At 41.6% G+C, this 22517-nt stretch carries 18 protein-coding genes; 11 read left to right on the top strand and 7 right to left on the bottom strand.

What is annotated here, in order from left to right:
* Window positions 1–14: 14 nt before the first annotated feature.
* The 3 genes from AN213_RS15635 (at window position 15) to AN213_RS15645 (ending at window position 4129) form a co-directional block, all read left to right on the top strand.
* Window positions 15–2750: a TonB-dependent receptor domain-containing protein gene (locus tag AN213_RS15635; protein ID WP_055199064.1), complete on the top strand. Its 2736-nt coding sequence runs from the start codon at window positions 15–17 to the stop codon at window positions 2748–2750.
* 160 nt (window positions 2751–2910) lie between these two features.
* Entirely contained in the window at window positions 2911–3906 is a 996-nt protein-coding gene (locus AN213_RS15640) for a hypothetical protein (RefSeq protein WP_055199065.1), read from the top strand.
* Window positions 3896–4129 carry a helix-hairpin-helix domain-containing protein gene (locus AN213_RS15645; RefSeq protein ID WP_055199066.1) on the top strand — a complete coding sequence of 78 codons (234 nt, stop codon included), beginning with the start codon at window positions 3896–3898 and terminating at the stop codon, window positions 4127–4129. The genes AN213_RS15640 and AN213_RS15645 overlap by 11 nt, the downstream gene beginning before the upstream one ends.
* Here AN213_RS15645 and AN213_RS15650 read toward each other — a convergent pair.
* Both AN213_RS15650 and AN213_RS15655 read right to left on the bottom strand, forming a co-directional pair.
* The gene (locus AN213_RS15650) at window positions 4126–4968 is read right to left on the bottom strand and encodes an SMP-30/gluconolactonase/LRE family protein (RefSeq protein WP_055199067.1); all 843 of its coding nucleotides are present in this window, start codon (window positions 4966–4968) and stop codon (window positions 4126–4128) included. The two genes, AN213_RS15645 and AN213_RS15650, sit on opposite strands and share 4 nt — an antisense overlap.
* 10 nt (window positions 4969–4978) lie before the next feature.
* Window positions 4979–5386: a hypothetical protein gene (locus AN213_RS15655; RefSeq protein ID WP_055199068.1), complete on the bottom strand. Its 408-nt coding sequence runs from the start codon at window positions 5384–5386 to the stop codon at window positions 4979–4981.
* A 186-nt stretch (window positions 5387–5572) separates the two neighbouring features.
* On the opposite strand from AN213_RS15655, the gene AN213_RS15660 reads away from it, so the two are divergent.
* Entirely contained in the window at window positions 5573–6604 is a 1032-nt protein-coding gene (locus AN213_RS15660; protein ID WP_055199069.1) for an NADP-dependent oxidoreductase, read from the top strand.
* 48 nt (window positions 6605–6652) lie between these two features.
* The gene (locus tag AN213_RS15665; protein WP_055199070.1) at window positions 6653–7270 is read left to right on the top strand and encodes a glutathione S-transferase family protein; all 618 of its coding nucleotides are present in this window, start codon (window positions 6653–6655) and stop codon (window positions 7268–7270) included.
* Between the two features lie 73 nt (window positions 7271–7343).
* On the opposite strand, the gene AN213_RS15670 is transcribed toward AN213_RS15665, so the two are convergent.
* From AN213_RS15670 to AN213_RS15680, 3 genes are all read right to left on the bottom strand, one after another.
* On the bottom strand, window positions 7344–8246 hold the full coding sequence (locus AN213_RS15670) for a diguanylate cyclase (RefSeq protein ID WP_055199071.1): 903 nt from the start codon (window positions 8244–8246) through the stop codon (window positions 7344–7346).
* A 94-nt stretch (window positions 8247–8340) separates the two neighbouring features.
* Entirely contained in the window at window positions 8341–9009 is a 669-nt protein-coding gene (locus tag AN213_RS15675; protein WP_054563258.1) for a response regulator, read from the bottom strand.
* Window positions 9002–10306, bottom strand: coding sequence for a DUF4118 domain-containing protein (locus tag AN213_RS15680; RefSeq protein ID WP_055199072.1), 1305 nt, complete (start codon window positions 10304–10306; stop codon window positions 9002–9004). The genes AN213_RS15675 and AN213_RS15680 overlap by 8 nt, the downstream gene beginning before the upstream one ends.
* Before the next feature lie 177 nt (window positions 10307–10483).
* On the opposite strand from AN213_RS15680, the gene AN213_RS15685 reads away from it, so the two are divergent.
* Both AN213_RS15685 and AN213_RS15690 read left to right on the top strand, forming a co-directional pair.
* Window positions 10484–11143, top strand: a complete 660-nt coding sequence (locus tag AN213_RS15685) for a TrkA family potassium uptake protein (protein WP_054553462.1) — start codon at window positions 10484–10486, stop codon at window positions 11141–11143.
* Entirely contained in the window at window positions 11140–12507 is a 1368-nt protein-coding gene (locus tag AN213_RS15690) for a TrkH family potassium uptake protein (protein ID WP_055199073.1), read from the top strand. The genes AN213_RS15685 and AN213_RS15690 overlap by 4 nt, the downstream gene beginning before the upstream one ends.
* Before the next feature lie 51 nt (window positions 12508–12558).
* Here the strand turns inward: AN213_RS15690 and AN213_RS15695 are convergent, their stop codons facing one another.
* Window positions 12559–14493, bottom strand: coding sequence for an ATP-dependent DNA helicase RecQ (locus AN213_RS15695; RefSeq protein ID WP_055199074.1), 1935 nt, complete (start codon window positions 14491–14493; stop codon window positions 12559–12561).
* A 259-nt stretch (window positions 14494–14752) separates the two neighbouring features.
* Here AN213_RS15695 and AN213_RS15700 point away from each other — a divergent pair, with 259 nt between their 5' ends.
* From AN213_RS15700 to AN213_RS15710, 3 genes are all read left to right on the top strand, one after another.
* Window positions 14753–16057 carry an NAD(P)/FAD-dependent oxidoreductase gene (locus AN213_RS15700; protein WP_054563253.1) on the top strand — a complete coding sequence of 435 codons (1305 nt, stop codon included), beginning with the start codon at window positions 14753–14755 and terminating at the stop codon, window positions 16055–16057.
* A 120-nt stretch (window positions 16058–16177) separates the two neighbouring features.
* Window positions 16178–18307, top strand: coding sequence for a hypothetical protein (locus AN213_RS15705; protein WP_055199075.1), 2130 nt, complete (start codon window positions 16178–16180; stop codon window positions 18305–18307).
* 85 nt (window positions 18308–18392) lie between these two features.
* Complete coding sequence (locus tag AN213_RS15710; RefSeq protein WP_055199105.1) at window positions 18393–18965, top strand: manganese efflux pump MntP family protein; 573 nt, start codon at window positions 18393–18395, stop codon at window positions 18963–18965.
* Here AN213_RS15710 and AN213_RS15715 read toward each other — a convergent pair.
* Window positions 18962–21409 carry an EAL domain-containing protein gene (locus AN213_RS15715; RefSeq protein ID WP_054563297.1) on the bottom strand — a complete coding sequence of 816 codons (2448 nt, stop codon included), beginning with the start codon at window positions 21407–21409 and terminating at the stop codon, window positions 18962–18964. The genes AN213_RS15710 and AN213_RS15715 overlap by 4 nt on opposite strands.
* Window positions 21410–21555: 146 nt before the next feature.
* On the opposite strand from AN213_RS15715, the gene AN213_RS15720 reads away from it, so the two are divergent.
* Entirely contained in the window at window positions 21556–22506 is a 951-nt protein-coding gene (locus AN213_RS15720; protein WP_236702932.1) for a diguanylate cyclase, read from the top strand.
* Window positions 22507–22517: the final 11 nt, after the last annotated feature.

Consider the following 22517-nt stretch of genomic DNA (forward strand, 5'->3'; position numbering starts at 1 on the left):
GCAAGGGAATCATCATGAAAGCAAATACATCAACAGGGCATCGCTCGCTATTGCTGCTATCACCTTTAGCTCTCGCTGTAAGTTCAGTAATTAGTTATGCCCACGCAGAAGAAACTACTGAAGTAAAAAAACCTGAAGTGATCACCGTAACAGGTTCACGTATTCAACGTACCGAGCTGGTTTCAAGTAGCCCAGTGGTGAGCGTTGATGAAGCACAAATTCACCTAGACCGTGCAGTGAACGTTGAAGATATTACCGCAAAACTGCCTCAAGCTGCAGCAGGTGCCAACAGCACCGGTGCCACAGTCGGTGACTCATTTGGCTCATCAACCATAGATTTACGCGGCCTTGGCCAAAACCGTACGTTGGTACTTATTGACGGTACTCGCGCAGTACCATTTAGTTTTCGTAACTCGGTTGACGTGAACACCATTCCAGCCGGATTAATAAAACGCGTTGATGTATTAACCGGTGGTGCAGCAGCGGTTTACGGCGCAGATGCAGTAGCCGGTGTTGTTAACTTTGTTTTAGACGATGATTTTACTGGCGCTGAATTCTCAACCAGTTACGAAAGTGCCGATGGCGGTAACGAAAAGCTTAACTTTGAGGCTATTTTTGGTGGTGACATCGCCGATGGCCGCGGCCATGTAACAGGCTATATTGGTTATACCGAGCGAAAAGAGCTATTAGCTGGTGAGCGTGACTATGCGCTTGAAAACTCAACGGCAATGATCAACAGCGGTGGTTATTATACTGACGTTGCATCTGGCAACAGCATTGGTATTGCTGATTCAGGTGCTGTAACAAGTGATCGTCAAACAACTGATTTCACAGCTGAGCGCTATTTAACCCAACCGATGGACCGTTTTTCTGCGGGCTTATTATTTGACGTTGATGTAAGTGACAGTGCCATTGCCTATGGCCGCGCCATGTATTCTAAAGTGACCGTAAATGGTGCGGGTGCCAGTGGCCAAACCCCCATTTTTGTTAACGAACAAGTGACCCTCACGCAAGACAACGCCTATATTCCTGATGAACTACGTGACCAACTCACGTTTGATAGCGAAGGCAATGCCCTTGTTAATGTTGAACGTAACCTAGGTTTAGGTGTGCAACACACCGAAGCGGTACGTGATTCAATGCAATTTCAACTGGGCTTAAAAGGTGATATAACAGACTACCTATACTACGACGTATATGGCCAGTATGGCAAAACTGACGAAGTAGCCACCATTTACAACAACGCATACCGTAATGATAACAGCGGTAATAGTCGCTTTGCTGCCCTTGCAAATTCAGTGGATATTTTTGATCCAAACCATGATTTCAGCGACTTTAGCGACCCATTGCTATATACCACTCGCGACCGTACACAAAGTGTGATCTCAGCAACACTATCAGGTGATTCTGGGTTCTTATTTGAATTACCAGCCGGTGCTATCGATTTTGCAATTGGTTATGAATACCGTAAAGAAACCGGAAAACAAACTCCAGGTGATGCATTTAGAAACGGCACCAGCTTTGCGTCTATCAGCGCATTTGATATGGATGCAAGCTTTAGCTCTGAAGAGTTCTATGCTGAAATTTTAGTGCCTATCTTAGTTGATAAACCTTTTGCTGAAGAGCTTAGCTTTGAAGGTGCCTACCGTATTTCTGATTACTCAAATACCGAAGCAGAAGACACTTACAAACTAGGTATCAACTGGGCAATAAACAGCGACATTCGTATTCGCGCCAACCGCTTAACCGCATTTAGAGCACCTAACTTAGGTGAGTTTGCCAGCCCAATCACAGCGCTATCGTTATCGTTATTCGACCAAAATAGCGACCAGTTTGTGCCACGACTAGCAGGGCGTTATAACGGCGATCCATGTTTACTTGGCACCGGTGATGCAACTCAATGTGCTGCGTTTGGTGCGCCACCTGTTGGCACTGAGTTCGATTCAAGTACCGCAGAGTACACCTATGGTGGTAACCCGAATATTAAACCTGAGCAAGCTGAATCAGATACATTAGGCATTGTTTATACACCTAGCTATTTAGAAGGCTTTGATTTATCACTCGATTACTACAGTATTCGTGTAACAGATGCGGTAAGCCAAATTCAACCTGGTGCAGCACTGCAAAGCTGTTATGTTGATGACCCGAATCCAAACAACCCACTGTGTGGTGCGGTACTTCGCGATCCAAATACTGGCTTTATTAGCACAGCCATCGTTAATGACTTTAACTTAGCCGCTATTGAGCAAGAAGGTATCGACGTTGCAGCAAATTATGTGATTGATGCACCAGAGCAAATGGGTGGTCGTTTTAGATTTTCGTACCAAGGTAACTTTGTTACTAAACAAACCCGTCAGAACAACAGCACTGTACCTGAAGTAGACTGTAAAGGAACTTATGGCAGCGCCTGTTCGGGTGACTTTGCGAGTATCCTACAAGCTGATTACAAACACCGCGCAAGCATCGATTGGCAGTTAGATAACATGAACTTCCAACTTGGCTGGCGCAGAATCGGTGAAGTAGAGTATGCTGTCGACCGTTCAGAAACAATCTCAGCACAAAATTACTTAGACTTTGCCGCTGCATGGCAAGTTAATGAGGAACTTGCTGTTAACTTTGGTGTCGATAACTTATTAGACCGTGAACCACCAACACCTGAGGTAGGCGCAAATCACTTTAACACCGTGAGTGATTATAGTGTAATTGGCCGCTCAGTCGGTGTTTCACTGAGATACTCTCCAAGCTTTTAATTAATCCTACTGTTTTAGCTACACAGGATTGATCCCCTCAAGCGCACCCTGCCCGGTGCGCTTTTTTATTTTATAAAAGTAAGAATATATCCAGAATAAATAGGGACAGTGAATAGATTGTTGTTTAAGATATAAGCAATAAAGCTACAAGGAAGGTGAAATGCTCAAATCAATAAAGTCAAAAATTCCATTTATTTTTCTAATTAGTATTAGTCTTTTTTGGGGCATTTATTATCAGGGTAAGCATCCACTAAATGACTTTGGTAAAGCAAACTTTGAATGGTTATATCTACTTGATTCACTGATAGTATTACCTGTGCTTTGCTTAATATTAATTAAAAATAAGAAAGAAGCGGCTTTTAAAGCATTGATGCTGTGCTCACTCGCTATTTTAGTGGGGAGTTACATTATTCCCGAACAAAACAAGTTTTTAATGAATTACTTAGAACAAGGTCGTTACGGGCTTTTAGCTTTGATTGTAATTTTAGAGCTAAGCGCTCTTATTACTGTGTACCTGGCAATAAAATCCGCTTTAAGCCAGCAGACCGATCCAGATATAGCTGTTGAGCGGCCAATAAAAAAGCTTTTTAAACAAAGTTCTATTGCAAACTTTTTATGTTTCGAAACAAGGATGTGGGCTTTCTTATTTTACGCTAAACACATCAAACCTAACTATTTCACTGGTGAACAACATTTTAGTTACCATAAAAAAGATGGATCACAAGCTAACTTACTTGGCTTTATTTTTATTATCTTATTAGAGCTACCCATGATGCACTTCTTTGTACACTTTGTGTGGTCATCTATAGCCGCAAACATTATCACTGGTTTAACTGTATTTAGTCTTTTATTCTTCATTGCAGAATACCGAGCAGTTGCAAAGCGTCCTGTTTCTATTAGTAAATCGCAGCTCGTTATTCGCTATGGGCTATATTCTGCTTACAATATTGCTTTAGAAAACATCAAATCCATTGATTTAAATACTGACTTCATAGCACGCGCTCGCACAATCAAACGTTACAACTACTCTGGCTACCCGAATATTAAAATTAAGCTCATTGAACCTATGGGTAATATCAACACTGTTTTTCTAGGATTAGATAGCCCTCATCAATTTATAGACTCAATCAACGAGGAGCGAAAATATGTCATTTAACGAGCAAGAGCGCAGCGTGCTTTTAGCACTCAAAGGTGTGGGGCCAACGGTAATAAAACGGTTTGAAGAAATTGGTATTGAATCGTTTGAGAAGTTAGCCGGGTTTGATGCAAATACCATTGCTGAGCGAGTCGCGTCGATGCTACATTCAAATTGCTGGAAGAATAGTCCGCAGGCAAAAGCGGCAATCACTGCCGCGATTGCGCGAGCAAAACAAGGCTAAAGCTCAATGACTTCTATTGCACCGCGCTTTTGCATGGTGACATACACTTTGTTTTGCGTTTCGTTGAAAGCCAAATTCGTTGGATGCTGGCCTTTTAATTGGTAGCTATTTAAGAGCTTGCCCGTAGGCGATACTTCAAGCACTTTCCCTGCGCCGTAGCGAGTAATAAACACATGCCCTTGATTATTAACGCGCATGCCATCTAAGCCATGATCAGCAAACTTAATCAAAGCTTTTTTATTACTAATGTTTAAGTTCTCATCTAAGTCATATTGCCAAACAACTCGCTGCACACTCTCGTTCACATAAAGCTTGGTGTTGTCGTGATTAACCGCTACCCCATTGGTGGTTCCCATGTTTTTTTCGAGTAAATGGGTGCTGCCATCTGCATTTATACGCCACAGCTGACCCGTTTCTTCCGCCCAGTTAGGGTCACTTGCAAACAGCGCCCCGTTTTTAGTGATAGCAATGTCATTGGGTTGATTCATTTTACTATTATGGGCAAACACTTCTGCTTTATTGCTGCCAGCAGGGACTTTTAAAATATTATGGTTAACATAGTCCGCAATAAACAAATTACCTTGTGAGTCAAACTGGAGGCCATTACCAACGCTGTCATTCGGCAACCGCACAAATAAAGATGTTTTGCCCATATTATCAACGCGGCCAATGGTTCCTTGCTGGGCATAGTTCACCGCGTATAAGGCACCGTTATACATGGTTGGCCCTTCAACGCCTTGCGTAAAAACGTTATCTTTAACAAAGTCTTGGCTATCAACTGCAAAGGTTAACGGTGAGTTTAAAAGTAATGTAATTGCCAGTGGCTTTAGTCGTTTCATCGGTGTTCCTTTACTCATCTAAACTCGTGTATACCGCTAAAATTGGGTATTCGTTTTCACCAAAAGATAAGGTCAAAGAACGCTTTTCGCCATCATCTAACTTAATACCTTCGTCAAAGCTCTGAGGATGAACACGACGCCCATCGGCAAACAGCGCCATAATATGGTCAGCCTGAAGAATTCGCGATCCCGATGCTTTATTTTCAATCGTCACAACCGCTAAACGGCGACCACTTTCACTGCTCATTAATACACTATGGACAATGCTAAATTGGCTTTGCTTAGGGTAACGCTTGGCATCATTCTCAAATGAAAAAGCACTGCCAGAGAGCATGACCGGATCCACCGATAGTACATCAGTGTTGGCTTGCAAAGAGGTTGCAAAAACCGCTGCAATCAATAGTAAAATACGCTTCATATCAATCCTTTTGATAAGCTTAAACTAGATTTAGCATACACCGTTCCTATAACCAGTTCAAAACCGTGAATAACCCTATAATGAGCGTGTTACTCAGCAATTACAATTTTAGTATTGATTTTTAATGTTATGCCCGCAAAACGTTAAAGGCGTATCTTAATTTACTGCTGGCAAAAGGAGCTTAGTATGTCTGATATTCAAAATCGTCAATATATTCTTGAGACACGTCCAAAAGGCGTAGCGAATGATAAAAATGTTGTATTAAAAACAAACTCAGTACCTGCGCCAAAAGATGGTGAGGTATTACTTAGAACAATTTATCTATCACTTGATCCCTACATGCGAGGACGAATGAGCGATGCTGAATCATACGCTGATCCTGTAAAGATTGGTGATGTGATGGTAGGCGCAACCGTATGCCAAGTTGAGCATTCGAACCACCCTGATTATCAAAAGGGCGAGTGGGTATTGGCATACACAGGCTGGCAAGAATACGCAATAAGCGACACTGAAGGCTTAATGAAACTGGGGAAAAACCCTGAAAATCCTTCGTATGCACTTGGTATTATGGGTATGCCTGGTTTTACCGCTTACATGGGGCTTTTAGATATTGGTGAGCCAAAACAGGGCGAAACAGTAGTGGTTGCTGCAGCTACAGGGCCTGTCGGTGCAACTGTAGGGCAAATAGCTAAATTAAAAGGCTGTAAGGTCGTTGGCGTAGCTGGCGGTAAAGAAAAATGTCAACATGCTGTTGAAAACCTAGGCTTTGATGCTTGTATTGATCACAAAGCAAATGATTTTGCAGAGCAGTTAAGCGCAGCGTGTAATAATGGTATTGATGTTTATTACGAAAATGTCGGTGGCCATGTATTTGATGCCGTGTTACCCCTGTTGAATACAAAAGCACGGGTGCCATTGTGTGGGCTAGTGTCGCAATATAATGCGACCGAATTACCCCCAGGTCCAGACCGTTTATCGATGCTTATGGGTCAAATCCTTACCAAACGAATTAAAATGCAAGGCTTTATAATTTTTGATGATTACGCTCACCGTTATGATGAATTCGCAAAAGACATGCAAGCGTGGCTAAGCGAGGGAAAAGTCAAATATAAAGAACACCTTGAAGCTGATTTTGAAAATACCCTAAACGCCTTTAATGCAATGTTAAATGGTGAAAACTTCGGTAAAACGGTCGTGCAAGTTCAGCAACCAATTTAAAATTTTTAGGCGCAGTAAACAGTGTTGCGTCACTATTCAGGATAACAAATGATTAAATTACACCATTTAAATAAATCACGCTCTAAACGAATTATTTGGTTACTCGAAGAGCTAGACGTAGATTACGACATTATTGCCTATCAACGTAACAAAGAAACATTTTTAGCACCCGATGAATTAAAACAAATTCATCCTCTGGGCAAAGCGCCCGTTCTTGAAGATAACGGCAAAGTAATTACTGAGTCTGGCGCAATTACTGACTACTTAATTAGTAATTACGGCAAAAGCAAGTATATGCCGAGCCAGCAAAGCGACAGCTATGTTGACTATCAGCAATGGCTTCATTTTGCAGAAAGCTCAGCAATGGTCCCTTTTTTATTAAAATTATTTATTACAAAAGATGGCTGTAAAACCAACTTTATTGGTGATTATGCTGACCATGAAATTGGCAAGATACTGAGTTATGTGAACCAGCAATTAAAAGGTAAGCAGTACTTAGTAAATGAGGCATTGACCGGTGCTGATTTCATGATGTCTTTTGTTGTAGAAAAAGCTGATGAGGCAGGTCTGCTTGCGCACTTCCCTGAAATTAAACGTTATTTAGAGCAGCTAAAAACTCACGAAAGTTATCACACAGCAAACGAGTTAGAAGCGAAATACGACTGACCTGATGTGCAGTGACAGTGTGTACACTGTCACTGTTTCCCTGTTCAATAAAATAAAGCTCCAAAGCTACTAATCAAGCCACAGACACTCGATTGCGGCCTGACTTTTTAGCCTGATACATGGCTTGGTCGGCCCTCTCGATTGCCTTTTCGATATCATCTTCAGCATTTATTAGCGCAACGCCAAATGAGCCTGTTACATTAATGTGTTGATCATTACCGATTTCGATTTTTAAACCCGAAACCCCTGCTCTTAATCGCTCAGAAAATGATTTGGCACCTTCTAGCTCTGTTTGGGGTAAGCAGACTAAAAACTCTTCGCCGCCATAGCGATATAGTTGATCGTACTCTCTTAGATGAGATTTAATGCATTTAACCAGGGCGATTAATACCTTATCACCCGCAGCATGACCAAACTCATCGTTCACTTGCTTAAAGTGATCAAGGTCGATCATTACCAGCGCGCAGCTCAGCGATTTACGCTTGCACAGCTCATGCTCTTTTTGCAGGTTTTCTACTAAGTTTGTTCGGTTCAATGCCCCCGTCAAAGGATCTCTTGTGTGAAGCAGCTCAGAGAATTCATCGATAAGAGTTTCAAAAAATTCATGCAAGCTATCTAAATCAGCATGAAACTGGTCCAATAAATTAGCCGGAATAACAGACTTAGACTCTTTTAACGATAACAGGACTTTGGCACCTTGATGCATCTTTTGATGCGCACAAGCGATTTCTGAAAAATAAGAATGAAGATTTATGGTCTGCTCGGGTAGCTTATTAAACCATTGCCCAAAACGACAAAGGTTATGAGCATTATCTGCTAAGTCTTGTTCATCTGCAGGTATGTCTGCAATTAAGCACCTTAATAAATTTCTATACCATGACTGGTGCCACTTAATGGCTTGCTCGATTTCTGCAATAACCTCTTCAAGCTGGGTATTCGACAGTGAACTAATGCCTTGCCCGGTGTTTTGATGCATAGCCAATGAAAGATTTCCGCTTTATTATTTTATTTCCCAAAACAGTACCTAAGGTCTGTGACAAACACAACTTAAAGTGTTGTTAAGCGATAGTTTATTCAACTAAGCGGTAACCTACGGCTGGCTCGGTTAAGATATGTTTAGGACTCGCCGCATTTTGTTCAAGCTTTTGCCTTAACTGACCAATATGTACACGCACATATTCAGGGCGATTAATATACTGCTCTCCCCACACCTCAGATAAAATAGCGTTATGCGTTAACACCTTATCTTTTTGCTGAAATAACAACAGCAAAATAGCGTACTCTTTTTTAGTTAGTTTGACTTCTTCAGCACCTTTACGCACCACATGTTTATGCGGGTCGATGTGAATATCGCCACATTGCAACGTTAGGCTTGGTGTTGTTTGTGTGCGAAGTAGCACCCGAATACGTGCTAGTAATTCGTTTGCGCTGAATGGTTTGGTTAGGTAATCGTTAGCGCCGTTATCAAGGGCGGTGACTTTTTCTGTTTCGCCGTCGCGCGCAGAAAGTACCAGAACAGGGAGTAAACTCCACTGCCTAAACTCCACCAGCCAATCTTGCCCATCCATATCGAGCAAACCTAAATCAAGCAGCACTAAATCAAACTGCTGCTGGCTTAAAAGTGCAAACGCATCAAGCCCTTTCGCGCACACACTGACTTCATGGTTACTTGCTTTGAGCAGTGTTTTTAAAAAACTTTGCAGAGGCGGTGAGTCCTCTAAAACCAAAATATTAGCCACGGCTGTTACTCCAAATTAATATAGCTGTTGCCTGCTTTGTCTGCTCATTGAGGGTTAATTCAAAGCGCCCCTGATGACATTTAGCAACCACATCGCAAATAACACTCCCTAGGCCAACGCCTTCATCTTGACTCGTCTCGTGCTTATTCGCAAAAGGATTGGTTAACACAATTTGGTATTCATTGTGTGTTTCAATAAATTGCATGTTCGCCGAACCATCTCCGTAGCGAGCTGCGTTCTCGAGCATATTGGCAAAGGCAATTTCCAGTAGGGTTTCATCGCCAAAGCAGATGCTTTGTTGCTGAGCCTCGATATGAAGTTTAAAGTTTTGCAATTGCTGCTGACGACGAGATTTTGCCTCGCTAATTAAGGTCAAAATGGGTAGTTTTTGCCATTTAATATTCTCAGCTAACTTATTCACTTTACTGAGCTCCATGACCTTATCAAAGTGCTGGTTAAGAATTTTACTTTGCTCATAAATATTAGCAGCTTGCTCTTTGATAACCTCAGAGCTTAGTTGAATATCATCATCAGCCAACATGCTTGATGCGCCCATAATAGTCGCTAATGGTGTTCGTAAGTCATGGGATAAACTGCGCAACAAGGTGTTTTTTGACCTTTCTAGCTCCGCCTGTACTTTAATCGCCGCTGATTGCTCGCGTAGTAAGGTTTTTTCTTGAACCTGATACAGTAAAGAGCACGCTGTATTCGCCAAAGCCTGTTGCTCTGAATTAAGTGCTTTGGCAAACGCGATGCCGCCAAATTCAGCTTGTTGTTCATTTAAATAAATAAACTGCTTAGAGGCTGCTAGCTGCCAATCACACGCAACCTTTAAATGCGCGGCCATGGTTGTTAAAAATAGCTGCTTTTGCTCCTCAAGGCTATCGAGATCATTAAGCTTTTTTGCTAACTCATACAATAAGCGACTATTACTAGCATGGGCTTGCACATCGCGAACCTTAGTATTGAGCTCCCCGGCTAAGTGGCTTATCACTAAACCCACAATCAACATCACCAAAAAAGTGACCACATATTCAATATTTTCGATATGAAAAGTAAAGTAAGGCACCACATAAAACCAGTCCGTGCAGGCAACACTCACCAAGGTGGTAAGCGCTGCAACACGACGATTACTGCGCACCGCAACCCATGTCACCCACAGCAGCTGTAGCATCACAATATCGGTGGTTGTAAACAGTTCTCGAAATGGAAATATCGCGAGCACCACCACAAGTGGCATCAACACACTTAAAAATGCGGCTTTTAAATACTGTATTTTGAATACTGACTGCATCATCTTTTCACTTATCGTTTGTCCCTATTAGATTAAAGGGTTTTTAATTTTGTCACTATAAAGTTTTTATAAAGTTTTTTTATCTCAGCATAAAATCTTTATAAAGCTTTCAAGCTCTCTAAAGACTTCTGTTTTTTTGCCATTAGCATTTAGCGCGTACCCACAATAGCGAGAAAGACAATGGCTCAGTTTGCAGTAATCGGATTAGGACGTTTTGGCGTAACCGCCTGTTTAGAACTTTCAAAACAAGGTCATACAGTATGTGCCGCCGATATTAGCGAAAGCACCGTTAATCACTATGCCGACCAACTCAGTTTTACCGTAGTGGTTGATGCCAGTGATGAAACACAATTAGCACGGCTCGATTTACCCAGTTGCCAAGCCGTATTGGTGGCCATTGGCGAGAATATTGAAGCCAGTATTTTATGTGTATTGCATTTAAAGAACTTAGGTGTAAAGCAAATTTGGGTAAAGGCCTGTACCAAAAGCCACCATCAAATTCTAAGTAAACTCGGCGTTGACCGTATCATTCACCCTGAAGAAGAAATGGGCGTAAGGGTTGCACAAGCGCTAAACTACCCGATGGTTAATCAATATTTCCCGCTTAACCAATCCACGTTTATTGTTGAACTAGGCATTGATCTGCAGCTTTCAGGTCGCAAAATTGGCTGGCTCCTCAAAGAGCGTAATAGCGATATAAAACCGCTAACACTTCGCCGTGATGACTACTTCAATACAGAGCTGACTAACGACACCGAACTGCGCCACGGCGATAGTCTGGTGCTACTGGGCTCTAAGACTTACTTAACTAAATTAGCAAAGCGGTTTCGTGCATTATGATTAACTGGCAAGCCAATGTTTACCCTAAACAATTTAGCGATGTAAAGTGTCGTAAGCGGCAAAAAATAAACCCACCTTTAGTGCTCACTATCGGCTTTATTGTGTTAATTATGCTTGGCACAGGCTTGCTTATGCTACCAATGGCAAGCACCCAACAGATCAGCTGGCTCGATGCATTATTTACGGCAACCTCTGCGGTTACAGTAACAGGGCTGGTGGTCATCGACACCGGTACTGATCTGACTGTATTTGGTCAAAGTGTGGTCATGCTGCTGATTCAAATAGGTGGTATTGGCTTTATGACTGTGGCGGTAATTTCAATATTAAGTTTAGGAAAAACTCTAGGTTTACAGCAACGCTTATTAGCCAGCCGCGCTTTCGACACTAACGATTTAACCTCGGTGATCAAGGTTGCTAAGTATGTTTTAGTGTATTCATTAGTGATTGAGTCGGTGGCATTTTGCTTACTCTTTATTAGTTGGTTCGATGACTACGGTGTACTAAAAAGCGCCTATCACAGTCTGTTTTATACGATTTCGGCGTTCAATAATGCGGGCTTTGCGTTAAGCGGCGATAGCTTATCGGCATTCAAAGGCGATATAACCGTAAACGTGGTGATCACCGCTTTGTTTATCATCGGCGGCTTAGGGTTTACTGTACTGATTGATATCTACAAACAAAAGCGCTGGTCGTTACTATCAACCAATACCCGCTTGGTGTTAATTGCCACCTTAATGCTCAACTGCATCGCATTTATATTGATTTTTTTCTTTGAACACGCCAATCCGGCGACATTAGCGCCGCTATCAACGTCTGAGCAAATATTAACGGCTTGGTTTCAAGCGGTGACACCTCGTACCGCAGGATTTAATACCCTACCGATTGATGGTTTGAGTCAAGATTCAACGCTTTTGACTATGCTGCTGATGGTGATTGGCGGAGGTTCAGTTAGTACGGCAAGTGGCATAAAGCTCGGCACCTTTGTGATCCTAATTTTAGCGATGCGCAGCTATTTAAAACAGCAAACCACGGTCACCGTGTTTAACCGCCAGCTGAGCGACAAGTTGGTGATCAAGGCACTAAGCGTCATGATACTGTACTTATTTATCGCTTTTACCAGCATTATGATCATCACCAAGCTTGAACAAGGGTCGTTACTTGATATCACCTTTGAGGCAATTTCGGCACTGAGTACCGTGGGCCTTTCACGGGGTATAACTGGGGATTTAAGTGCGCCTAGTCAGCTCATTATCATACTATTGATGTTGATAGGTCGGGTTGGGCCATTAACGTTTGCTTATTGTTTTGCTCGCCAGCACAGCCAACCTTTGACCTACCCGACTACCAGTATTCAAATTGGTTAAGTGTACAGTTTTGGCACTTTTTAATGGCAAAACTCTACACCTAAAGCCCTGCTACAACTGCTGTAGCAGGGCTTTAATGTCACTGTATCGTTGTTGCTCGCAAAGGCCAAAACCTGATAGCTGCCTGACTTTATTACGAGTAAATAAAGGCACGCTCATGCCCGCTAAAAAGCGGCACTGAGTATCGATGCTGACATCACTAATCCCTTTAGCAGCTAAGTGCTGTTTAAGCTCAGCAACTTTGCTGGCAATCACATTTTGCTCAGGCATTTGATGCACTAATGAGTAACTAAGTTTTACCTGCTGGCCTCTACACACTGAACAATGGCCACATTGCTGGGGTGCATTCTGGTCATCAAAATAGCGAGCTAAGTTATAACTTAAGCAGCTATCAAGCTCAAAAAAGCGTACTAAAGTAGCGATACGTTTAATTTCAGCCTGCTCTTTTTCGATAAAATATTGGTGCAGTTGCTGTGCTAAATCAGGGTGATTTATTACCGAGTTATTCACCTCATACACTTGCGTAATACGTTTGGTTTCAAGGGCTATGTGGCCCTTTTCAGCCAAATAATCGAGCGCTGCAACTACGCGCTTTCTATCTACTTGAGTAGCACTGGTTAATGCATCAAAATTAAGTGTGCCCCAAATTTTCTTAAACTCAGTGTGTTTGAATACCTGTTGTAAAAACGCTTGTCGGTCAGCATCAAACTGGCTAAGAAGCTCATTTTGATCCGTTAAAAACTTATATTTAAAATCGGCATAATAGGCATATAAAGGCGTAATAGCCCCTTGCATCTCTAACTGTACTAGTAAGGTTTTTAACGCTAAAGCACGAATATTACTTTCGCTCGATAAGCTGTACTCTTGCATTTCCCACTGGTTGTTCGTTTGCTCATTACGAATGTTATTGATGACATAATCAATCCCACTTTGCTCGGGAGTGTCGGCATAAACAAAGTTCTCAACGGTATTCAAGCCATCAAGGTTTGCTAGGGTAAAACAGTTTGACGGCGCACCATCTCGCCCTGCACGGCCAATCTCTTGGCTATAGTTTTCAATCGATTTTGGCAAATCATAGTGGATCACAAAACGAATATCAGACTTATCAACGCCCATCCCAAAAGCAATGGTTGCCACGACAATATTGATTTTACCCGCCATAAAATCGTCTTGAATTTGCCAGCGTTTATCATCCTCAAGGCCTGCATGATAAGCCACCGCATTAAAGCCCGCTCTTGCCAAGCCTTCTGCTACTTGCTCAGCGGTATGTTGTAAGGTGACATAAACAATCCCAGCACCTTGTTGGCTGGCTATAATACTGGCTAATTGCTGAGGTTTTTCTTGGCTTGCAACACTGAGCACTGATAAGTCGAGGTTGCTTCGGTAAAAGCCAGTTTGCACCACACATTCTGGGGCAATAGCAAAACGCTCACACATATCGCGCTTTACTTTTTTAGTCGCTGTAGCAGTGAGAAGTAATACCAGTGGAATATTAAGTTCTTCACGATAGCGCGGCAGTTTTAGGTAATCAGGCCTAAAATTGTGACCCCATTCAGATATACAGTGCGCTTCATCAACCACCAGCATCGAAATAGGCACTTGTTTAATAAATTCACGAAAGCGCTCATTTTTAAAACGCTCAACTGAGACCATTAAAATTTTCACCTTTCCTGCTCGCACATCACTCATTACCGTATGACTTTGCTCACTGGTTTGGCTTGAATCAAGGCTTGCCGCGTAAATACCTTTGCTATTTAAAAAGCTGATCTGGTCTTTCATCAGCGCCAATAATGGCGAAACCACTAAGGTCAAATTAGCTAGGTGCATTGCAGTTAATTGATAGCACAAAGATTTACCCGAGCCAGTTGGAAAAATTGCCAACGACGATTGCTGATTTAATAACTGCTCAATGGTTTGTTGCTGACCTTGGCGAAACTCATTAAAGCCAAAGTATTGATTCAACGAAGTGTGTAGTGGTGTAGTCATCCTGATCCCTCACTGTCATTTCCCTTTTCAGGTAATGATAGGTCTCTTACTGCGAATTAGCCATGTTAACCTGTTTAACTCAATCTCCCAAGGCCGTTGATATAACTAAGCGCACTATATTGTTCTTATCGGGTACTGACAAAACCAGTAAAAAGGCGCACAATGGACGCGTTGCCATGGGGTATTGATGGATGGACTTACAATACCTAAGCGCTTTTTCTCAGGAGTGTTTAGGTATTATACTTTTGAGGGCAACGTAATGATTAACCAACCTCCTAAAATCGTGATAGTCGGTGGTGGCGCTGGTGGCTTAGAACTAGCAACACAATTAGGACACAAACTCGGGAAAAAACGCCAAGCAGAGATACTTTTAATCGATAAAAACCGCAGCCATATTTGGAAGCCGTTACTTCATGAAGTAGCGACGGGGTCGATTGATGCCGATTTAGATGGCGTTGTATACTCAGCTCATGCAGCAAAACATCATTATAATTTTCAGCTTGGCAGCTTTTGCCACTTAGATCAAACCAACAAAACCATCACTTTAAGTGAGTTAAAAGACGAGCTTGGCCACCGTATTTTACCTGAGCGCCAAGTCAGTTATGACTACCTCGTACTTGCCATTGGCAGTGTTAGTAACGACTTTAATACCCCAGGTGTTAACAAGCACTGTTTTTACCTTGATTCAAACCAGCAAGCTGAGCGCTTTCAGCATGCTCTACTCGATAACTTCACCCGCTTACATCAAGATGATGACCCACAGCACTCCTTAACCATTGCCATAGTGGGGGGTGGTGCAACTGGGGTCGAGCTGTCAGCAGAGCTTTATCATGTATCAGACATGCTAAAAATGTATGGCCTGAATAAAATGACCGCTAAACGCTTACATATTGATTTAATTGAAGCAGGACCGCGAATTTTACCCGCGTTACCAGAGCGCATTGCAAACTCAGCTAAGCGTGAACTGGTTAAATTAGGGGTAACAGTGCGCGAAGGAACGCAAGTAAAAGAGGCCACAGAAAACAGCTTTATCACCAAAAACGATGAACATATCAAAGCCGACATTATGGTTTGGGCTGCGGGTGTAAAAGCACCTGATTTCATTAAAGACATTGGTATCTTTGAACTTACCCGCAATAACCAAATTAAGGTGAACCAATATCTGCAAAGTAGCGTTAACGACGACATTTTTGTGATTGGTGATTGCTGTGCATTTACTCAAGAAGATGGCACACAAGTGCCACCCAGAGCGCAATCGGCCCATCAAATGGCGCAATGTGTTGAAAAAAACCTTATAGCTACACTCAAAGACCAGCCACTCAGTGCTTTTACCTACAGTGATCATGGCTCTTTAGTTAACTTGTCACGCTACAGCACGGTAGGCAGTTTAATGGGCAACCTAACCAGCAATAGCTTTTTTATAGAGGGTAAAATAGCGCGATTTATGTATATTTCGCTCTATCGTATGCATCAACGTGCCATTCATGGCAGTGCAAAAACCTTTGCACTGTGGATCAGCGAAAAAGTACTACGCGTTGTTAGGCCAAAAATGAAACTGCATTAAGCTACGGCATAAAGCCGACAAATTAGTTGTTTGTCGGCTACTTGTGCACTTCGTCCCCAAGTCATTGACATTAAACTATAAAGACATACACTTCAGGCAAGATAAATCCATGGATTGAATATGAAAAAAGGTATTTCGCTAACCGTTTTTGCAGGGTTTTGTGCCTTTGGTACCTACCTGATATTAGATAACCCCACTCCCATTGAAGCGATAAGCAATGAAGTCTCAACATCTACTGCTACTGTCGCTGAACAAAATAACGCTACGAGTTTATTTGAACCATTAAGCCAGCCAAATAGTAAAGCATTGGAGCTGGCTAAACTCAAGCTAGCCAAACGCCAGTGTAAGCAACAAAGTTTAAAAGCCACTCAAGTTGCAGCTGATCACAGTCAAATAGAGGCAGCGATTAAACAAGCATTAAAAGACGGCGACTCTCTTGAAGATATTTTAAGTTATTCGGAACTTGTGAAAATATCTTACCGTTCATTTAATAACTTAGTTATTAACGCCATCAAAGAGAATGCAGAACAGCAATTTCAATATGCCTCATCAGTTAACATATTAAAAAGCTGGCAAGGGCTTGAGGTCATTGATTATTTTGATGCAGATACAATCAATCAACTAACGGCAATTAATGGACCCCTTAGCCAAAATACAGGTTCAATGATGTTTAATGTTCCATTACCTGAGCAAGCAAACAAAACAGCATTGTACAAACTATTAGATAACAACGATGATTTTAATACCTATTTAAAAACACCATTTAAAATCGGTCCATCACGGCTCATTTCACCCTCTATTTTGTTTCTTGCTAATGCTAATACGCTTAGTTTGACTGAGTTTGAAAACGCAATATCCAGCAAAGAGTTTACTGTTAACGATATCGCTGTGGCTTTAAAAAGCAACTTACCTAATGATTATTTAACAGCACTGATCTCTCAAACAGCACAGCTAAACGGCTCGCCTACAGCAATGAGTGATGACTTTATGGATGAACAACTGTATTTAAACCTTGCTGATGTGGCTGTGAGTGAATTTAACGTACCAATTTTAAAGTTGTTAAGTGAACGAGGTATTGAGCCCACTAATCAGCCAAATGTATTTACTGCTATGGATATAGCCATTGTAAACCTAAAGGGCAGCTCAAATAGCGAAGTACAGCCACTAGAGAACAAACACTTAGAAACAATAAGTTATCTAAAAAATAAAGGTTATCGGGCTCACGGCGAGCTTGTGCGCGACACACCGAACGATAGGCTACTGATGCTTAAATCTTCATTCTTACCGAGTAGCCTTTTATTTGTTGGCGACCAAGTTGCTAATGATGCTTTTTCTCAGTTCAAAGATTTAAAGCTAATCCCAAATAACCAAGCATTTAAACGTAAAGAAAAAGATAACTCTGTAATATCAAAAGCTCTCAGTGCCTATGAGAGACAAAAACAGCAAGCCAAAAAAATAACTCCTGAGTGTGAAACGATAGATCAGCGGATCAATTCACTAGAAGCGATAAAAACACGCTCTCAAGCACTCGAAGAATTAGAAACGCTCGAAGCTCAACAAGGCTTACTAACTCCCAATACGCTTCAAGAAATCGACCCAGTGCAGGTTCATAATTGGCAATTCTTGCATTTAAATGATTATAAATATCAAACCTCAACGCAGTATCAAGCCTTTAAAGAAGCAATTGTCGAAAAAGACCTTAATACTGTTGCAACGATTACCCAAACAGCAAAACTCAGTACCCACCAGACAAATATGTTGCTTGCAGCAACAATAGAAAACCCTCAACAACTGACGCCTATTTGGCAAAACAGAGTCGACCCAACCGCACCAGAAAATCTTTATGTATTTACTAAGTTAGCGTTAGAACAATGGCAAACATTAGCTGACAACGGCTTTGATTTTTCATTAAAAGACATGCAAAACAACGATATGTATTTTTATGCAAGCATGCATTCAAATGCAGCAGTTGAGTTTTTAAGGAGCCTTGCAGTTACGCATGATTTTTCTAAGCCTGGGCTTGATATTCTCGACCAAGCACTGGAGCAAAGCTATAACACACAAACCCTCGCAGACTATATGCCAAGCGCATTAAAACTTGTTGAGCAATATGAGCCTAACCACTTTCGTCGTGCCCAGCGTCTAAAAGTTTTTGTCCCTGATGTTTATGAAGAGCTTATTAAACTTGAGCCAAAACTTGCACCCAAAGATGGCACTGTAATGAATAATTATCAGTACAGCGCTTATTAAGCTCCTTAGCTATTTGAGCCGTAAATTAACCTATCTGTTTACGGCTCAGCCGCGTATAATGCCCACTTTTTGTGGGGCGCAAAAATTGAATATTATTACTCTAAGCGTTTTATCGCTTGCTATGTCGACTGATGCTTTTGCAGCTTCAATCACCAAAGGCAGTACGCTTAAAAACCCTCGCGTTCCGAGTGCAATCAAGCTTGGTTTATTGTTTGGCTGTATCGAAGCTATCGCACCGATTGTTGGCTGGCTAATTGGCAGTGCCGGTGCAGATTACGTTGAAGCGTTTGATCACTGGATTGCCTTTGTGTTGTTAGTGGGTTTAGGCATCCATATGTTGCTTGAGAGTCGTAAAGAAGATGACGACGATGAAGAAGAAGTTTCACCTAACACTAAGCGCTCTTTCATTGCCACATTACTAACCGCTATTGGCACCAGTATAGATGCGATGACAGTCGGTATTAGCCTAGCTTTCATGAAAGTAAATATTTACTTAGCAGCCGCCATGATAGGCCTAGCAACCACAATTATGGTTACCATCGGCGCGCTACTTGGTAACGTAATGAGTGGCTGGGTTGGCAAAAAAGCCGAAGCAATCGGCGGTGTTGCACTTATCTTTATTGGTTGTGGAATCCTGTACAGCCACACCATGGCTTAACCTAATAGCTTATCAAACTCTTCTTTGGGCATGGGCTTATGAAAATAGTACCCTTGCCCAAGCTCACAGCCTAAATCAATTAAACTATTTAAGTGTTGTTTTTCTTCAATACCTTCAGCCACAATTTGCAAATTCAAGGTATGCGCTAAACTGGTGATGGTTCTAACAATGTCCATGCTTTGCGTATCAGTGAGCATATCTCTCACAAAAGATTGATCTATTTTGAGTACATCAACGGGGAAGAGTTTTAAGTAAGACAAACTTGAATAGCCCGTACCAAAGTCATCTATAGCAATGGTTAACCCCAAGTCAGAGAGTTTATTAAGCATGATTTTTATTTCTTCAAAATCATGCATCAACGCGCTTTCGGTTACTTCAAGCTCTAACAGTTCACTGGCAAGCCCCGCTTGTTCAATCGTATCAGCAACGAGATTACAAAAATTACCATCGGTAAATTGTTTTGCTGCAATGTTCACGGCAACCTTTATGTTATGCCCTTTGTCGGCCCACTCTTTAGCCGCTTTACAGCTTTGCTTAATCACTGACTGACCCAAAGCATGAATGAGACCTGTTTCTTCTGCAAGGGGTATAAAATCCAGTGGTGAAATAAGTTTATTGTCGTTATCTCGAAGCCGTACTAAGGCTTCGACACCAATGATTTTCCGGGTTGCGAGAGCTAGTTTCGGCTGATAAAACACCTCAATCTTATCTTGCTCAATAGCATGTCTTAAGAGCTTTTCAACGCTTTGCCGCTGCTTAAATTGATACTCTAAGTCATCGGAGTAATAGCAAAAACGGTTACGCCCTTGCTCTTTCGCACGGTACATGGCTGCATCTGCATGAGTCATCATTTCTTCTGCTTGAGTAGAGTCAGCAGGGTTAACACTCACCCCCACACTGACCGATAAAATATACTCTTGGCTATCAATACGAAACGGCTCATTCATGGTGTTAATAATGTCGCTGGCAATGGCATCTATCGCGGAGGTGCTCTGCACGTCAGGTAATAAAATCACAAATTCATCACCGCCAATTCTAGCTAACGTGGTGTTTAAATCGATGAGAGACTCAAGGCGCTTAGCCACATGTTTAATAATTAAATCGCCTTGATGATGACCTAGGGTATCGTTTAAGTACTTAAAGTGGTCAATATCAATCAGCATTAAAGCCACTTTTTTCTTCATACTACGAGCAACTTTACATGCATGGGTGACTCTATCATGTAACAACACCCGATTAGGCAAATCGGTTAGTAAATCATGATTTGCTAAATGACTCATTTTCACGGCCATCGCGATTGATTCACTGACATCATGAAACACGATAATACCGCCGATGATGTTACCTTCAATATCTCGTATTGGCGCAGCTGAATCTTCGACCCTATAAACTCGCCCATCAAGCCCGGTTAATTGACTGTTTAACGCCATTGCAACAATGCGCTGCTCTTTTAAAGCAACAGATATAGGATTGACGAGTGTTTTGTTCGATGTTGCATCAACGAGCTTCATTACCTCTTCAATATGGCGCCCTTTTGCCTCTTCAACGAGCCAACCTGTTAATCGCTCAGCAATGGGGTTCATAAAGTTAATAATTGCGTTGTTGTCCGTGGCTATTACGGCATCACCAATAGAATTAAGCATAACCCGTAAACGTTCAGACTCATTCGATAGCAGTTTTTTTGTATGGGTAATTGAGGTGATGTCCGAAAGAGTAAGAATAACACCTACTACTTCTCGCTCTTTTATTCTTAAACTTATTTGCGCTCTAACATATTCAATCTTATTGCGAGGGCTAGGCAACTGAATATTTAAAACTTCTTGCTCTATTCCCTCAGTCAAGCAGCGATGAAAAGCCTCATACAATTCATCAGGTAATACATCTTTGGCGAAACAACCTAACATTTGCTCGCTGCTTTTTGAAAACCAATGGCTGGTTTCATCATTGCTGAAAAGGTTTTCCTCGGTATTTGACCAGTAAGATATATACACAGGTACTTGAGCAACGAGTGTCGAAATATCATTTCTTGCAGCTAATATCTGTGCTTCTTGGTGTTTAAGCTTTAACTGGTTTTGTACTCTGAGCCGGCAGATATTCAAATCAACGGGCTTATGAATAAGATCAATCCCGCCGCTTGCAAAACTTTGATACTCAAAAATTTGTTCATTGTGAGAAGTAACAAAAATCACATGGCTCTGTGCTGTTTTTGGGTTGTTTTTAAGCTTTTTACATACCTCAAAGCCATTCATACCAGGCATTTCGATATCTAGTAAAATAACATCAGGCTGAAAGAAAGTTGCTTTTTCAATTGCTTGAGCACCATTATCGCAACAAACTATCTCACCAAGGTCGCTAAGCGACTCTGCCATAATCATCAAACTAGTGGGCTCATCATCCACTACAAGCACTTTGTTGTGTGAATTTTCATGATGAGAAAAAAGCATATCCATCGCCTCTGCAAGTAGTACATAAAAAAACTCTAGTCCTATCTCACCAGACGCGCCAATATAAAAAATAACTTTTTAATTCTTAAGTTGTAGAAAATCCCAAAATCCAGTCTATGCTTTATTCATCGCTTGGAGGGAATAGTTTGCAACCGGTAGCTAGTAGCACAGATTTAAAGCTTAAAGATTCTGTTATTCTAATTGTTGATGATGAACCAATTAATACAACCGTAATAGAAAGTTTGCTCTCACCCTTCTATAAAACCCACACAACAGATTGCGGTGAAAACGTACTGCACCTGTGCGAGACCGTTAAGCCTGATTTAATACTGCTTGACGTGATGCTTGGCACCATGAGCGGCCTTGATGTTTGCAAGCAATTAAAAAAACACTCCCAATACAAAGATATTCCGGTGATATTTATTACCGCCATCATGGATCAAGATGACCAAAATCGCTGCTGGCAAGCAGGCGCTGTCGATTTTGTATCAAAACCGGTTTATGGCGTCACATTACTTAATCGCGTAAAAGCGCATTTGACCTTAAAAAAACAAGCCGATTTACTCAAAAGTCTTTGTGAGCACGACAGCCTAACAGGTTTAAACAACCGACGATTTTTACAAAATACCCTTGATCAAAACATTCGATTAGCAGTCAGAAACGATAAAGCTCTTTCGGTATTAATGCTCGATATTGATTACTTTAAACAGTACAACGACTCTCTTGGTCATCAACAAGGTGACGAGTGTTTAAAACGCGTTGCTGATGAAATCAAAAAAAGTGTTAATCGCCCAACTGATACCACTATTCGCTATGGTGGTGAAGAATTTTTATGTGTATTGCCAGACACCGATATTCAAGGGGCACAATTTATTGCTCACAAGCTGTTGGCAAACATCCGTGAACTAAATATTGAACACCCACATGCAACCTCTGGAGTACTCTCTATTAGTATTGGTAGCGCAACATTTTCTGGGCATGAAGCCATCGACACTGACGAACTAATTCGCTGTGCCGATAAAGCGCTATATCAAGCCAAGCATCAAGGGAGAAACCGCTGTGTTTGCATACTTGCTGAACCCAGTTTTAGTTTTTAAGCTAAATCAAA

Origin of the sequence: Pseudoalteromonas sp. P1-8 (genome assembly GCF_001399985.1) — a bacterium.
In the GTDB taxonomy this organism is placed as follows: domain Bacteria; phylum Pseudomonadota; class Gammaproteobacteria; order Enterobacterales; family Alteromonadaceae; genus Pseudoalteromonas.